The organism is Taibaiella lutea (assembly GCF_008629695.1).
Taxonomy (GTDB): Bacteria; Bacteroidota; Bacteroidia; order Chitinophagales; family Chitinophagaceae; genus Taibaiella; species Taibaiella lutea.
The window spans coordinates 114,828-131,524 of record NZ_VWSH01000001.1 but is presented as its reverse complement, the minus strand read 5'-3'; the positions used below and the strand labels follow the sequence as shown (position 1 = coordinate 131,524).

Below are 16,697 nucleotides of genomic sequence, written 5' to 3'. Positions count from 1 at the left end.
CCTGACCTATAGACCTTTATCCGTAAGGAAACCTTAAATTAAAGGGTGCCGTATTTAAAGTGTATATTTGGTAACACATCTGGCTTTTCTTCCCAAAGTTTCCCGGCTCCGTTTCACCCTTTAGAACTTTAAGTTATGTCCCAGGCAATACCACATCATATCATTGCCATTGGCGCATCCGCGGGCGGCATGGAAGAAATAATCACTTTCTTTGATCATACTCCGATGGATGGAGTATCTTATGTGATCGTACAGCACCTGTCGGCAGATTTTAAGAGCCGGATGGTCGAACTGCTGGCGAGGCACAGTAAGCTTACAGTAACAGAAGCGGTAAATGGCATAGTTGTGAAAAACAATGAGGTTTACCTTATACCCAGCAATAAATATATGACCATCAAAGATGGCTCCCTTTACCTGACTGACAAGAAAGAAAATGCCCCTCCCCATTTAACCATCAATACTTTTTTCAGTTCACTTGCAGAAGAGTATGGCAGCAAATCCATTGGCATCATCCTCTCAGGCTTAGGTACAGACGGGACAGAAGGAATTATCGCAATTAAAAATGCAGGCGGCATGGTCATTGCCCGGGACCCGGCAACTTCTGAGTTCAGCAGCATGCCTTCCCATGCCATAGCAACAGGTCTTGTAGATTTTATTTTGGAACCTGCAATGATGCCTCAGGCAATAGAAAATTACATTGAAGAAGAAGAGGAACTGATCTTTAGCCAGAAAGAAGAAGAAATGAACCTTACCGCAATCATTGACCTGATAAAAGAGAATTCTGCTCTTGACGTTTCTGATTACAAACATGCCACTATACTTCGCAGGACGAAAAGGAGGGCAGGTTTTTGCAATTTCGAAACTATGGGTTTATACCTTGATTATCTAAGAAAAACGCCTGCGGAAATAGAAATACTCTGCAAGGAATTTCTCATTAGCGTGACCTCATTTTTCAGGGATAAGCAAGCTTTTGATATCATAGAAAAAGAAGTACTTCCTGAAACGCTGAAAAGCCTCGGGCCCGGTGAAGAATTAAAGGTTTGGGTTGCGGGATGTGCCACAGGTGAAGAAGCTTATTCAATCGCTATTCTGATAGCAGAACAATTAACCGGCAACCTGAAAAATACAGTAGTCAAGATCTTCGCAACAGATATGGACAGCTATGCATTGCTGCATGCGGGCAAAGGTGTTTATGGTAAGGGGATATCGAAAAACATCAGCTCCTATCTGCTTGAGAAATACTTCATTGAAGAGGATAGTGGTTATAAGGTGAAGCCTTCCATACGCAAAATGGTCATCTTTGCATTGCATGATATGGTAAAGAATCCTCCATACTGCAATATGCATCTTATCTCCTGCCGCAACCTGTTAATTTATATGGCCCCTGTGCTGCAAAAAAAGATATTTTCGATGTTGCTCTTCGGGTTGAAAAGGGATGCCTATCTATTTCTGGGTTCCAGCGAAAACCCGGTCCCGATCCTTGACAAACTTCAGGTAGTCGATAAGAAATGGAGGATATACAAGAACCTCGAAAGCAGCAAGGCCATTAGCCTTGATTTCTTTTCCCTGCCCGAACTTTTGGAAACTAAAAACATAAGAGCATATCCTGAGCCAAGGCATGGCGCGGTAAATGAAACCCTTACATTGGGGGAAGCGATGCACGATAGCCTCGCCGTTAAACTTGGCTATCTTGCCATATGTATAGATGAAGACCACCATGTCATAAAATCCTATGGCGATACATCCAAATACCTGCTCCAAAAGAATTTTATATCAAACCTACAGGAACTTTTACCAAAGCCTGTAGCAGTGGCTTTCAATATACTGTGCAGAAAAGTTTTAAATACAGGTGAGGTTTCGGTTCTCAGTGGAATCGTGTTCAAATCGCAAGGACATGTCTTTAGCGTAAATCTCTCTGTCAGCCCATTGATGATCAAAGGCGGTCAACGGCTGCTTTTGGTAACCTTCCAGGAGGATGTTGCGATTGGCGCTGTTAAAACGGAAACCATTTTCAATGAGGACCTCCATAAGGACCAATATATATTCAATCTGGAGCAGGAACTAAAGGAATTGAAGGATAAACTGGCCGAGTCAGGTGAAGAACTTAATGGCACAATTGAGAATATGCAGTCCTTTAATGAGGAAATTATATCGGCTAATGAAGAAATGCAAAGCACAAATGAAGAGATGCAATCGGTAAACGAGGAACTTCACACTATTAATGCCGACTATCAGCTAAAGAATAAAGAACTGCTCGAAATCAATGACGACCTTAATAACTATTTCCGCAGTAATCTCAATGGCCAGTTATTTGTAAATAAAGACCTCTTGCTGATGAAGTTTTCACCAGGAACCGTGAAACAGATTAACCTATTGGACTCGGATATAGGCAGGCCTTTGAGCAATATCTCCACCAATATAAAACTCGAAACGATTATTGATGATGTAAAAAAGGTGATTGAAGAAGGAATTGTGCTTACAAAAGAAGTGGAAACCAATAACGGAAAATGGTACCAGATCATGACGATGCCCTATATCCGGCTTCCTGACCATAACAATGATGGGGCAATCATAACCTTTAATGACATTACTTTATTGAAAAATATCCAGCAGGAACTCGACATCAGCAACAAAGCCCTTGAAATAGCGATAAACTCAGCATCGCTTGGTATATGGTCGATAGATGTCAGGACCCGCGAGTTCGTACCTTCACAGCGCCTCAAAGAGATATTTGGCTTCCTGCCGGAAGAAGAAATATCCTATAAAGACGCTATTGCACAGATAGTTGGGGATTATAAGAAAACGATTCTCGATTCTGTTGAAGAGTGCATCTGTACAGGAGGAAACTATGACATGGAATATCCGATAAAGCGTCACGATGACAATGTTGTCCGCTGGCTACGGGCAGTAGGGAATATTTCCAAAAACAACGATGGCAGCCCTGCCTACTTTACCGGCGTTATACAGGATATTACCGAACAGAAACTGGGTAACATCCGTAAAAATGACTTTATTGCCCTGGTCAGCCATGAGCTCAACACACCCCTTACCATTATACAGGCTTATATCCAGATACTTGCTGAAAGGGCATTAGCACAAGATGACAGTTTCGCCCGCGAATCGCTTTCCAAGGCCATCGCACAGGTAAAGAAAATGTCCGGACTCATCAAAGGGTTCCTGAATATGGCCTGCCTTGAAGCTGGCAGGATCTATCTAAGTGAAGAACTGTTTGAAATCGGTGCCCTGATAAATGAAACGCTGGAAGGCGTTTCGGTATCAACGCCGGGCAATGCTATTTTATTTGAACCCTATGCACCAGTTTGGGTATACGCTGACAGAGATAAGATAGGGCAGGTAATAAACAACCTTCTCATCAACGCTGTAAAGTATTCACCTGAAATAAATGATATAGGGGTTCGCTTTAAGGAGCACAAAGGAATGCTTGAGGTAAGTGTGAGGGATAACGGGATTGGCATAAAAGGCACGGAACAGGAAAAGCTCTTTGACCGCTACCACCGAGTTGAAAATGAGCACACAAAAAGTATCTCAGGCTTTGGGCTCGGCCTTTACCTTTCAGCTGAAATCATCCAAAGACACAAAGGCAAGATCTGGGTGGAGAGTGTGCATGGAAAAGGATCCACATTCTTCTTTTCACTGCCCTTACCTCAATCGGCTGATAATACCTTATCCTATTAATTGAAAGTTTAGAATACAGCGCATTTCCGTATATATAGTTCAGGACATAAGGAAGCCCATCAAAAAGATGAGCCTTCCCTTGAATCAAAACATTGCCCAATTTACCAGATTGGTGCAAATGCAATTATTACTTTAACTCCTACTGCAACGTAAAGCAGTCACTTATGTTCGAAATGAGGCAATTAATCTTCGTCCTCTGTATTATTGTCAGCCTTTTTTTTTTCATTTGGCTGGAGGCAAATAAATCTGAAAACCTAATTCTATGTTTAACGAATGTGCGGTCAAGGCATTACCAAATCCCATTATTCCATTACACTTTCCTAAAGCCCCGAGGCCGATATTTGGCGTAAGGAAATAAGCAATTCCCGGTCCCATACCGATGTCCAAACCATTTGTAGAGGAATTCGGCTTACCCGTAACAATCGTATTCTTACCATTGATACCAAAGCTTGCTTCCCCGAAGAAGCGAGCATGTTTAAGGATTTCTATCTGCTTGTTGCTTGCATAATACCTGCCGAATGGCTGCGAGCAAAAGGTCTGCCGCAGCGGCAAGCGTAGCACCGGAATTATTGTGCATCACACCGTTTACATTTCCAAATCCCGTTATCCCCCCACTGTTGGTTCCAACGTTTCCGGTGATTTGCGAAGTACCGTTATTTCCCATGGCGCCGACCGTGTAAATAAGGCAAAATTAGCTGCTGACCCAAGGTTGGGCGCCTGCGCCTTTCCCTTCTCTGGTATTAAAAAAAAACGGTTGCTAGAAAATACATTTTGTAAAATTGCTCACATGAATACGTTTTGATCTGAAATAAAGCTATATCGGCTGTCGCGAGAATTGTTACATAAACTTTTTTATTTCTTACACATTTACCAGATTTAGCAAAAGATAATTTGTAGGATATTTGAGTGGGATTTAATTATGAAATATGGAATACTAGCTTGCAGAAATCCACGTATACCACTGCAGACGAGTTTGAGTAATCACCAATATAATATTTAAATTAATAATAATAAGGAAGCGTCCAGCAGTAAGCGACTTTTTAAGTAAATCTATCCTAAAATATAAGTGGGGTAAAACAAAATACAATTAATTTTATTACACAGATAATAAAACATGGCTTATCATTAAAAAAATTTATTGAATCCCACTATGGGATATAGTTTCACCGCTGTTAACTGGCTTGAGTTCGAACTAAAAGCATTATATCATGTTGGTTTGGTTACACACTTTTAATTTTGTAAGGTGCAGGTATAAATAAATGAGTTCCTATGGCTAAGAAAATACTGATTATTGATGATGACAAGGACATACTGGAGATGTTAAATATTGTATTTCAGGATTCAGAATTTGATGTGGTGCTAAGTAATACAGGGATGACGGCTGATGAGATAAAAGTTATCCATCCTGATATTGTATTACTTGATGTCAAACTCAGAAACTACAAGCTTAACGGCGATGAAATCTGTATGGAGATCAAGTCGAGAGAGGACATGAATTATATACCGGTGTTGCTGGTGTCATCAGAGAATAATTTAAGAATACTTGCAGAAGACTGCAACGCTGACGGATATATTGCGAAACCTTTTGATGTGAAGAATTTGATGTCTGCTGTAAGATGCAGGTTTATATAATTTCATTAATTTGCTGCCATGGCAGAACAAATCAATCTGGATAAAGATGACCTTATAACATTTTTTATTCATCACCTGGACAAAGTATATTCAGCAAAATCGCATCTGCTCAAGCGGCTGCCTGAAATTTTATACCAGGTACATTTTTCAGACCTGGAAGAAGCAATATTTGAAACCATCAAGGTGGTAGAGCTTCAGCGAAAACGTATGGCGGCTATTTACGAATTGATGGGTGCATTGAAAAATGAGGGTAGCATCAGTGGTCTTACCGGGCTGATAGATGATTCCTTTGAAGAAATCAAAACACATCAGGACAATCCAGAGCTAAGGGACATGTCGATACTTTTCTATATGACAAATATTGAAGCGACCGAGATAGCCTCATTTCAGGTGCTTCAACTCCTGGCGGTGAAAATACGTAAAGAGCGGATCAAAGAACTTATCAAGGAAAATTATAACGAGGCAAAAGCGGATAAAGCTTTGATGCTGCTGATTACTACAAAATACTTAAGTACGGTATAGGAAGTTTTAATTTATATTGCGCTTATTTCAGGATGACTTACGATACTTAGTTGGATGTTTATACAAGTATTTCTTTCCTAGTCCTATATTTTGGCCTGAAAATTTAATCTGCCCCGTCAGCTATCAAAACTTTTAAGCTTTTTATATCAAAAGGTTTGGGGAGATAGCCATCGGCAGAACATTTATTAGCTAGGTCATGTAAATTTTCCTCACCGGAAACAAGCAATATTTTTATGTAGTCCTCGCGTGATTTGATCTCTTTGCATATCTCGTCACCTGTTATATTATACCCCTTGATGATGACATCTAATAATATAATATCGGGTTTTAAGGCTTTTGCTTCGTCTGCTGTCATCATCAATAATCAGTATTTTCTTAGCCATGTCATTGTCTATATTATATTTTTCAATTTAATGGAGTTACAGATAAAACGTACAAGCTTGTTAAATGTTGGGCTTTGTGATTATACCTGCATTATAATCACATAGTGAATTAGAGAGCATGCCTCCCGGTATGTTTCTCTTTTTTTCATAATGATGAATTATTATTTACCATTCGATTTATGATAAATGCGAAAAGATTAGTGTAATCCAGAATTGTTTAATAAGATATGGTAAGAAGATAAATTACAGCTTAATCTGTTCTCTAAGCTCCTGATGAGAAAAAAAAGAAGGTAATTACCTTCTTTTTTTAGCTATGTGCACGTTGAATCAGGAGGAAGAAGAGGCCAATGGAGATTTTAATAGGGTGACCTATTTATTAAAACCGCAGAAAACTTATAGGTGATGCACCAAGCTATCGGAAACGCTAACCTTTTGTATTAAATATCATTGCCACTACTTGGAGTTAATAACTGCCCAAAGTAAAGCACTTCAAAGCTAACTGAAACTGGTTGAATTAAGCATAAACATGTCGGAATTTTATCGCTCACTTGGTGGTGGGTTTTAAAGATAAGCTCAATCGATTAATCCTATACCACTAAGATAAAGATAAAAGGGCCTTGCTCTACAAGCTCCCAGGTATACAGCCATCGAGAAAATATTGAAATCGAAAAAACAGTCTCAGGTATTTTAATTGATTCCATTAATTTAACATTGACTATCAAGGCCTAAACAAATCGTTCAATTGAATCATTACTAATAAGCTTCTGCCGTTAAATCAACAACTGCCCGAACTATATTCATTAATTTATGTTATATTATTGTTGCAGATAATATTATTGCCGTAATTTTAAGAGATCCCACCTTCTATCTTCTTTGTATTGCATCATCGAAATGATAAGTTATAAGAAATCTCCGACCTTAAAGTTACCAAACCATATAATCCAACCGATGATATTATTTCCATTATTAGTTCATCAGAATTCACAAAAATAGCATGCTTCAAGATTATACGTTATTTAAAATAAATCAGGACTTATTTAGGGAAGCCTTGAATAGAAATGAAAAGTTAACGTTTTTATTGCAAGCCGATGTTGATTATATTTATGAACTTTTAAGGCACCGTCAGAAGCTAAGGGTCCGGAATATTGAATTAAAAAAAATGGTGAGTGAGGTATGCGCCCAAATAGCTGGCATTAAGCAACAATTGCAAGTTTGTGTTGCAGACACCTACTAATCTCCTAAGCCACAATACCGCATTTTTAAACTACTCTTAAGATTATTTAAGATACCAAGGTGTACAGTTTATTTCTGGCGAAAAACAAAAATATAAATGGTTCTTTTTAATAAAAACAATGTATCGCCATGAACAAAGGAACAGGAATCGGATTCGACGCATTATTCAGCAATGGCGCGATGGGCATTATCGTAATTGATGACAAGGCCGACATTGTTCTTGCCAACCCTTTCTTACTTGCACAATTCAACTATACCGAGGCCGAGCTGATAGGTCAACCTTTATCGATGTTAATACCACAGCGTTTCCATGATGCACATGAAAATCATTTGCAGCAATATAATCAACTACCCAAAAGCAGGCCAATGGGCCTCGGCATGGACCTTTTTGCAAGAAGAAATGATGGCAGTGAATTTGAAGTCGAAATAAGTCTTGGTCACTATCAAACGGATGCAGGCAAATATGTCATCGGATTCCTTAGTGATATTTCGCTTAGAAAGGAAGTAGAGCGGGCATTGAAACTGCTAAATGAAGAACTCGAACAGAAGATAGAAGAACGTACCCAAACCCTAACGAGCACTGTAACACGGCTTGCCCAATTAAATGAAGAGACACAGGCAAAGGATAGAGACCTGATGCTTGCCCTTGAAAAAGAAAAGGAATTGGGCGAACTAAAATCCCGGTTCGTTTCCATGGCTTCACATGAATTCAGGACACCGTTAAGTACCGTGCTCTCTTCTGCCTATCTTATTTCAAAATACACTGAAACAGAAGATAATTTCAAGCGGGAGAAGCATATAGAAAGAATAGTTTCATCTGTAAATATGCTGACGGATATCCTCAACGATTTCCTGTCGGTTGGCAAAATCGAAGAAGGAAAGATTCAGGTCAGATATGCAACTTTCGATTTACCTGAATACATTGAAAGTATCATACAAGAAGTGACCGGATTGTTTAAGAAAGAACAACAAATCAAGTATCGGCACAATGGGCCGGCAGTAACTATTTTAGACCAAAGCTTACTTAAGCATATCATCATGAACCTGTTGTCGAATGCAGTGAAATTTTCAGCAGATAATGCCTTGATAAATATAAATAGTGAACGAAATGATGAGATTTTAACCTTAACTATAAAAGACGATGGCCTTGGTATATCCAAAGATGACCAGCAGCATTTGTTCGAACGTTTTTTCAGGGGTGCCAATGTGGTCAACATCCAGGGAACCGGCCTTGGATTGCATATCGTAGCTAAATATGCTGAATTAATGAATGGGAATATTTCCTGCAAAAGTGCCATAAACGAAGGCACGACTTTCATCTTAACCTTTAACCTGAATCAATAGCCAAACCATGCAAAAAGTACTGATCATTGAAGACAATGCTGAAATAAGGGAAAACATGGCTGAAATACTTGACCTTGCAGGCTATGAGGTGTCAACAGCCGGGAATGGAAAGGAAGGTGTCGCTATAGCAAAGAAGCTGGTGCCGGATCTAATAATTTGCGATATCATGATGCCGGTGTTGGATGGATATGGCGTACTGCATATGTTGCAGGAAAATCAAAGCCTTCAAAATATCCCATTTATTTTTTTGACGGCAAAATCAGAAAGAAGTGAAGTAAGAAAGGGCATGGAATTGGGTGCCGATGACTACATCATAAAGCCTTTTGATGGCACAGACTTGTTAAATGCCGTGGCAAGGAGGTTGAAGAAAGCCGCTGCACTCAAAAAGCAGTTATCCGATACAATGGATGGGGTACACCAACTCATTGAATTGTCTTTTGACAAAGATTATTTGTCCGAACTGAAAGAAGGGCGGAACACAAATAACCATAAGAGAAAACAACTTATCTATGCAGAAGGCAATCACCCTTCCATGCTATTCTATATCCTTAAAGGTAAGGTCAAGACCTATAAGCGTAATGAAGAAGGGAAAGAACTTATTGTGGGGCTTTATAATAAGGGTGATTTCCTCGGATACATGGCCTTGTTGGAAGGTGATATTTACAGGCAGAGCGCGGAAGCTTTGGAAGACACAGAGCTGGCAGTTATCCCAAGATCTGAGTTTGACGATTTAATTGAAAAGAATCCGGAGATCATGAAAAAGTTCATTGGCATACTTGCACGTAACATCAATGACAAGGAAGAACAATTGCTCGCAATAGCGTATAATTCTTTAAGAAAAAAAGTAGCAGATACACTTATTGTCCTCCAAAGGAAATACAACTCCGAAAAAGAGGAGGATTACACTATTGACCTTTCCAGGGATACCCTCGCTGCTATTGCCGGTGTTGCAAAGGAATCGCTTATCCGCATGCTGGGGGAACTTAAGGACGAAAACTTGATCAGTATTGAAAGCAGCCGCATCAAAATTATTAACCTGAGGATATTAGAGGAGATGTATAATTGAGCCAACTGCAACAGCTAATGCATAAGATGCTCAAGGAAGCTTAATTTCAAAGTATAAAATTCTTTTTCAAAACGTACCAGGTCCCTTCTGAGCGTTGCGTATTTATGCAACTGCATTAAGGCACTGGTCTTGGATACAAGTGTAAGCAGGCCCCCAATTTCATGCCTTAGTAAGCCCATCGACTGATCTTTATCCAGCAACAGCTGATAAAAATCCTCAGACCCTTCTAAAAAGGAATCGCTTACTTCTTTAAGTATTTCTTTAGCCAACCGATCCTTCATCTGGTTGTTTTCAGTACCCAATTGGTCTATCCTTTCCTGCCATTCCCTGATATCCTTCAGGGTATCACTCTCTATTGCTGTATTCATTTGTGGTGAGTTCAAAATATTAGTATCGCTTTTTTTGCTTCAGGATTTCCGATTGCACCAAAGTTGCTGTTAATCCGGTACCTGTTCAATGATATGTGCAAAGGGCAGCAATGATCCAAATCAGTTTTGTATCCTTTGTTCTTAAACTGATCTTAATTCCCATTGTATCCTTTATTCAGGAAAGCAGGCCCTTGATTCCATTATCTCTTTACATTATTTCAGGCCTGCTCGGCTCCAATAACCAGACTCATCTTATCCGCTATTCCCAATCATTGTTCCGGCTTATGCTTTAGGTGACTTTTGCATCTTGGTTAAACATTGAAGCATTAACCATCTCATCTTTTAAAATTATAAAATGAAAGCATTGGTTTATCATGGTCCGGGAAAGAAAGCGTGGGAAGAAAAGCCGCACCCTGTTATAGCAGCGCAAACGGATGCCATCATTAAAATATCAAAGACTACTATTTGCGGTAGCGATCTCCATATAATGAAAGGTGACTTACCTGAAGTAGCCGATGGCCGGATCATTGGCCATGAAGGCGTAGGTATAGTAGAGTCGGTTGGTTCGGCAGTAAGCAAATTTAAAAAAGGGGACCATGTAATTATTTCCTGTATTACATCTTGCAGCAAATGTGAGTATTGCAAAAAAGGCATGTACTCTCATTGTAAAGATGGTGGCTGGATTTTAGGCTATCTGATTGATGGCACACAAGCAGAGTATGTAAGGATACCCCATGCTGATAATAGCCTTTATATAATCCCTGAAGGTTCCGATGAAGAAGCACTTGTTATGCTCAGTGATATTCTCCCCACAGGTTTTGAATGCGGTGTATTGAATGGACAGGTTAAGCCAGGCGATACCTTAGCTATTGTAGGTGCAGGGCCTGTAGGAATAGCAGCACTATTGACTGCCCAGTTCTTTACACCCTCAACTATTATAGTAATAGACCAGGACGACAACCGACTTGAAGTGGCTAAAACTTTTGGTGCAACGCATACTATAAATAGTGTGGACGAAGATGCTGAAATCGAAGTAATGAAAATAACAGATGGTATCGGCGTTGATGTAGCCATAGAAGCGGTAGGCTTACCTGCAACCTTTGAATTGTGCGAAGCCGTCATCGGTGTTGGTGGCCATATTGCAAACATCGGGGTGCATGGCAAAAGCGTTACGCTGCACATGGAAAAGCTGTGGTCAAAAAACATCACGATTACGACCCGTCTGGTGGACACTGTGAGTACGCCTATGTTATTTAAAACTGTACAGGCTGATAAGTTAAAGCCAAAGCAATTAATAACACATCACTTCAGGTTAGACGAGATAATGGAAGCCTATGACACTTTTGGTAATGCTGCCAAAGAAAAAGCATTGAAAGTAATATTGACAAATGCTTAAGCATCCAAAGTAATTTAATCATCATCCTAATTAATCTTTATTAAAACCACATAAAAATATGTCACATCTTACAAGGTATCTATCGATATTAATTTTCATGTCAGGAGCTTTTACGTCCCATGCATTGGAAACCACTTATCCTCTTTCCAAAGACTATAAAGTTACCATCCACGGCACTTCCAATCTACATGACTGGGCTGAAAATGTAGAAACAGTTTCAGGTAATGCTATAGTCAATTGGTTTAAGGATGGTAGCTTCCGGTTGAATGCAATGAATATCAAAATGGAAGTCCGATCCATCAAGAGTGACAACTCCACCATGAATAAAAATACCTATAAGGCATTAAAGGCAGACACCCATCCACAGATCACTTTTGTACTTGCTGCTCCTCTTGCAGTTATTACATCAAATGCTTCCGGAAAAATCATAACAGCAAGGGGCAATCTTACAATTGCAGGTGTTACAAAACCTGTTGTGATGCAGATAAAAGTTACATCTGCTGCAGGTGGAAAGTTAATATTCGAAGGCATATACAAAATAAGGATGACCGATTTCGGAGTGAAACCTCCTACAGCCATACTTGGTACATTAAAGACAGGCAACGATATCACCATTAATTTCAAAGTAAGCTCATAATCTTTTTAACGGCGCATGTTCATGCGCACAACATACTACCTGAGATGAAACATAAAATTATTCTTCTGCAACAATTAGCTTTTATATCAGCGCTTCTGATAAGCCCTTCATTAAGCGCACAAAGACAAATGCAATATTACCGTCCCAATGATAAAACAGGTATCAGGACTTTTGAAACAACCAAAAATGACACTACAACTTTCGAAGGCTTTAAAGTGAAGGTGGGCGGTAATTTCAGTCAGGATTTCCAGTCATTAAAACATGAAAACAATGCATCAGTAATCATGGATGCAGGGGTCAATACGAATCAATTGATTTCACTTACCAACGGATTCAATCTGGCTATGGCAAACCTTAATATCGATGCACAACTCAGTGATGGTATCAGGATGAACCTTACCATGTATCTTTCTGCAAGACACCATGAAGAAACATGGGTGAAGGGCGGATACGTACAGTTTGATAAATTACTTTTCCTGAACAGTAATCTTATCAATAAGATTATGGAAAGTGTTACCATTAAAATCGGGGATTATGATGTGGATTATGGCGACCAGCATTTTTGCAGGAGTGATGGTGGCAATGGCATCTACAATCCTTTTGTAGAAAATTATATCATGGATGCATTCGCAACGGAAATAGGTGGTGAGGTTTACTTTCATCCCAAAAGCGGATTTATAGCAATGGTGGGTGTAACTAATGGCGCATTAAATCCTACTGTAGTAGAATCCTCCAAGATTGATGCCAACACAGGAAAAAAGAATACATACGGCCCTGCATTTCATGGTAAAATAGGATTTGATAAACAAGTAAATAAAGATTTCAGATTGAGGATTACAGGTTCGGTTTACACAGACAAAAGTTCTTCGGGTAATACTTTGTTTTGGGGCGACAGGACAGGCTCCCATTATTTCTATGCCATGGAAAATACTGCCGCGACTACGGACGGGAATGCATGGTCGGGAAGATTCAATCCCCAGTTCAGCGATCAGGTTACTTCGTTTTCAATAAACCCTTACTTGAATTATAAGGGACTTGAATTGCTCGGTACTTATGAAAGGGTACAAGGAAGGAAAGTAACAGAAGCAGATAATAGGACAGTAAGTCAATATGGAGCCGACATCATATATCGCTTCCCGGCAAACAATCTATTCTGGATAGGCGCACGATACAATAAAGTTATAGGGTCGATACCTGGCAATACAGAGGATATTGCTATCACGAGACTTGTGGGTTCAGTAGGCTGGTTCGTCACTAAAAATATAATGATGAAAGCAGAGTATGTTAACCAAAAGTACGACCATTATGATGCCAGCAATATACTTTCGGCAGGCCGCTTCAGTGGTTTTATCGCAGAGGCTAGTATTGGTTTTTAATCACCATTTCTATTTTTAATTTTTAATAAAACAAAGTATATGAAAAACAGGATATTTCCCATCATGGCCTTGATTATGATTTCAGTAGTTTCAGCAACTGCCCAAGGGTCTAATCCGGAATACGTTAAGATGCTCAACAATCAGAGCGATGCATTGAAGATCAGTAAAAAAATCAATGAGAATAAGATCAAGCTATATGAACTTGAAGGAAAATTAGTTCAGGAGACCAAGAATTCCCAATCCACAATATTAAAAGCCCAGAGTTCAGCAAATCAAAATGTGGCCGCGGCAGATAAACTTTCAGAAAATGTGAGCAATAAGAAGAACGCAAAAGATGCAAAAAAATCAGCAAGCGATGCGAAGCATGATTCCAATAAGGTAACTGATGCAAGTGATGATGCAAGTGATTTGACAAGGGAAATTGCAGATTTGAAAAACGAAATTATAAGCCAGCAATCCCAACTTGCTTTGATTCCGGGTTATCCTTTTAAGGATTAGTGAACTTGATGCAAAACAATTTGTTTGAATCACTAAGAAACCCTCTAAACAATGAATGGCCTCACCATGCAATGACAATAAACCATTAGAAGAGCAAGGACTTGTAATTTTACTCCCATGATACTATCTGATTTTAATCAGCATGGCATCATGGGAGTCCGTTTTTTCTAAAACAATAATAGGGAGGCATCTATGCCTCCCTATTATGTCTGTAACATCAGATACACTAAACCTTGATAATTCCAATCCAGAATTAAAACCTACAACCTAAGTAAATATTATTTTATACATAGGATCAAAGAACCAAAATAAAAAGGCATAGCTACCACTGCCGGAATTTTGCCTTTCCTATTAAAAATGTAATGATGGAAATGAATCCAATTATACCTATGGCAACTATTAAATAGGCTACTCCCATGATTTTATTTGATATTTGTGAAACCTATTATTACTTACTTTACTTTTTCGGCAAACGACTATTGGCCACATTAATCTATCACTCAATTGGCAATAGCCGGACAACGGATGGGTGTGTGCTCTGGGTTTTAGGCAATATCACACAGATTCCAAATTGTGACCTTTTTACCTTTAGAGCATCTGTGTTTACATTAGAAGGCATATAAAAATGATACAATAGTGTATTACTACATATTTTAGAGTTGCTGTCATTTTTATAAATTTTAATAGATTCGTTTTCCCTGTAAATCAATATCTCATTTATATTTATTGCACCTAAAAATACCTGCAATTCATATTGATTTTTGAGATCCCGCATTATAACCATTGCAGGCTGTTGAGTCAGGTTAATATTTGCATCGCTTAGTTGGTAATGGTCGGTGTTGCAAATCAGGAAAGGTTTCTTTAAGTGCATAAATTTCTTTTAACCTATTAGATACAATTGTATCTGCTCGTTTTGTTTAAACTACAAATTTATGCTCGGCGAGTGCCGGAAACAATGACATCTATTAGTGTTCAAAATCATTGTCGTCATTAATATTAAAAGGATCTGTCGTACTTGCTATTATCTTGCGCCTAATCCTTGAATGATTATTACAATGGCAGAGCTACACCTTCATCATAAACCGTTCAGTTGACTATAGCATATCACAAGATTAATACTAACCCGATTGCTTATCTGCAGATCGCTATACCTAACTGTTTGTCATTTTATACCTTAACTCTTTGACAATTGTCATTTTAAATAAAGTGAAGGTTATTAAATAAAAAAAGGAACACCTTCCGGCTTTCACTTGCCTCAATATTTTTTTGAATAGCAAACAAATCGCCATTTGATTAGCAAAATCGTCGATTGCGGCGAAGTATTTAAGGATTTGGTTCGATAACTCCCTTGAGGGTTCAGGATGGATTATCCATAGATATATAATAACGTATCTTAACAGATATTTGGTTACAGACATCTGTTGCCTAAGCTTCCCTGAAAATAGAGGACTAATCAATCCGGTTAGTTTATTGGCTATAATCGTCCTTACGCACAATAGTGTAAGCAGGCGTGGCTATCCGAACAATACCCAACCGTTTCAGGAAAAGGATAACATGATATATCGGGTCGATTTCATGCCATCTATTACCGAAATTGATTGATGAAGGGTGTTTGTGATGATTATTATGGTAGGATTCACCAAGCATAAATATATCAATTGAAATAAGGTTCTGCGAAGTGTTCTTCAAGCCAAAGTTGCGGTAACCGTATTTATGTGCAAACCAGTTTATTAGCACTCCGTGAAACGGGCCCATAAGAATAATAACAGGCAGTAACAGATACCACCAAAAGCTGTTTGCAAACAAAATGAAGAAGACTACATAGAGCAGCACCCATAAGAGTTTTGACCATATGGAATCAGCCCATTTTTCAAAACCCTTTCACTCCGGCAAGTTTTTTGTGAACCTGTCTTCAATGGGTATAGATCCTTTTTCAATTCCTTCAAAGATGGTTTTTGTATGCCACATCATGCTGAATACATTACTTGAAAAAGAAGGTGAATGGGGATCTTTATCTGTGTCTGTGTAAGCATGATGCATACGATGCATTATTGCATAGGCACGCGGACTCATATAGGAGGAGCCTTGCGTAATATAGGCAAAAAGGAAAAAGAAGCGTTCCCAGAACGTGTTCATTTTGAACGCGCCGTGTGCGGCATATCTGTGCTGGAAAAATGTTTGTGAAAACAGGGAAAAATACCACAGCCCCACAAAAAAAATGAGAATAATCAAAATAAGAAATTTAGGATAAAAAATGGAATGCAGGAAACTGATTATAAAAGCTCGCTGGGATAAATCGGAGCAGGAAGAATTACTTTACTGAACTCATGAGTATTAAAGGTAACACAAATAGAGTTAAAAAAACCACAAATGAATTAATCTTATATTTCAGGTTCCTTAGGTAATATATTTCAAATTCCGTCGACCTGCGTATCCATTAAATCGTCTGGATTAGACATAGCTAGAACAGTGAATATCAATTTTTTTGAATTATAAACAATATGCTAGGTAATTAAGATGGTTAGTGATTATACCTACATTATAAT

General features: G+C 38.8%; 13 protein-coding genes and 1 pseudogene. 9 read left to right on the top strand and 5 right to left on the bottom strand.

The genetic code is table 11. The annotated features are described in order from the left end of the window. Positions 1-135: 135 nt before the first annotated feature. Positions 136-3,696, top strand: a complete 3,561-nt coding sequence (locus F0919_RS00545; protein WP_150030763.1) for a chemotaxis protein CheB — start codon at positions 136-138, stop codon at positions 3,694-3,696. 222 nt (positions 3,697-3,918) lie between these two features. Here F0919_RS00545 and F0919_RS00540 read toward each other — a convergent pair whose 3' ends face one another. Further along, positions 3,919-4,257 carry a hypothetical protein gene (locus F0919_RS00540; RefSeq protein ID WP_150030762.1) on the bottom strand — a complete coding sequence of 113 codons (339 nt, stop codon included), beginning with the start codon at positions 4,255-4,257 and terminating at the stop codon, positions 3,919-3,921. A 708-nt stretch (positions 4,258-4,965) separates the two neighbouring features. Between F0919_RS00540 and F0919_RS00535 the strand changes: the two genes are divergently transcribed. Then, positions 4,966-5,328 carry a response regulator gene (locus F0919_RS00535; RefSeq protein ID WP_150030761.1) on the top strand — a complete coding sequence of 121 codons (363 nt, stop codon included), beginning with the start codon at positions 4,966-4,968 and terminating at the stop codon, positions 5,326-5,328. Positions 5,329-5,346: 18 nt separating this feature from the next. After that, a complete protein-coding gene (locus F0919_RS00530; protein WP_150030760.1) occupies positions 5,347-5,850 on the top strand; it encodes a DUF892 family protein in 504 nt (167 codons plus the stop codon). 103 nt (positions 5,851-5,953) lie between these two features. Here the strand turns inward: F0919_RS00530 and F0919_RS00525 are convergent, their stop codons facing one another. After that, positions 5,954-6,208: a response regulator gene (locus tag F0919_RS00525; protein ID WP_216629346.1), complete on the bottom strand. Its 255-nt coding sequence runs from the start codon at positions 6,206-6,208 to the stop codon at positions 5,954-5,956. 1,387 nt (positions 6,209-7,595) lie between these two features. On the opposite strand from F0919_RS00525, the gene F0919_RS00520 reads away from it, so the two are divergent. Further along, positions 7,596-8,810: a PAS domain-containing sensor histidine kinase gene (locus F0919_RS00520; RefSeq protein WP_150030759.1), complete on the top strand. Its 1,215-nt coding sequence runs from the start codon at positions 7,596-7,598 to the stop codon at positions 8,808-8,810. Between the two features lie 7 nt (positions 8,811-8,817). Then, entirely contained in the window at positions 8,818-9,876 is a 1,059-nt protein-coding gene (locus F0919_RS00515) for a response regulator (RefSeq protein WP_150030758.1), read from the top strand. Between the two features lie 14 nt (positions 9,877-9,890). Here F0919_RS00515 and F0919_RS00510 read toward each other — a convergent pair whose 3' ends face one another. After that, positions 9,891-10,244, bottom strand: coding sequence for a hypothetical protein (locus F0919_RS00510; RefSeq protein ID WP_150030757.1), 354 nt, complete (start codon positions 10,242-10,244; stop codon positions 9,891-9,893). A gap of 355 nt (positions 10,245-10,599) precedes the next feature. Between F0919_RS00510 and F0919_RS00505 the strand changes: the two genes are divergently transcribed. From F0919_RS00505 to F0919_RS00490, 4 genes are read left to right on the top strand one after another with little or no spacing between them, the layout of a single operon-like run. Beyond that, entirely contained in the window at positions 10,600-11,640 is a 1,041-nt protein-coding gene (locus F0919_RS00505; protein ID WP_150030756.1) for a zinc-dependent alcohol dehydrogenase family protein, read from the top strand. Positions 11,641-11,698: 58 nt separating this feature from the next. Beyond that, complete coding sequence (locus F0919_RS00500; RefSeq protein WP_150030755.1) at positions 11,699-12,277, top strand: YceI family protein; 579 nt, start codon at positions 11,699-11,701, stop codon at positions 12,275-12,277. 44 nt (positions 12,278-12,321) lie between these two features. Further along, positions 12,322-13,653 carry a hypothetical protein gene (locus tag F0919_RS00495; RefSeq protein ID WP_216629345.1) on the top strand — a complete coding sequence of 444 codons (1,332 nt, stop codon included), beginning with the start codon at positions 12,322-12,324 and terminating at the stop codon, positions 13,651-13,653. A 39-nt stretch (positions 13,654-13,692) separates the two neighbouring features. Next, a complete protein-coding gene (locus F0919_RS00490; protein WP_150030754.1) occupies positions 13,693-14,151 on the top strand; it encodes a hypothetical protein in 459 nt (152 codons plus the stop codon). Positions 14,152-14,647: 496 nt separating this feature from the next. Here F0919_RS00490 and F0919_RS00485 read toward each other — a convergent pair whose 3' ends face one another. Then, positions 14,648-15,022 carry a hypothetical protein gene (locus F0919_RS00485; protein WP_150030753.1) on the bottom strand — a complete coding sequence of 125 codons (375 nt, stop codon included), beginning with the start codon at positions 15,020-15,022 and terminating at the stop codon, positions 14,648-14,650. 596 nt (positions 15,023-15,618) lie between these two features. Continuing rightward, positions 15,619-16,383: pseudogene (locus tag F0919_RS18795) on the bottom strand (acyl-CoA desaturase). Positions 16,384-16,697 lie beyond the last annotated feature (314 nt).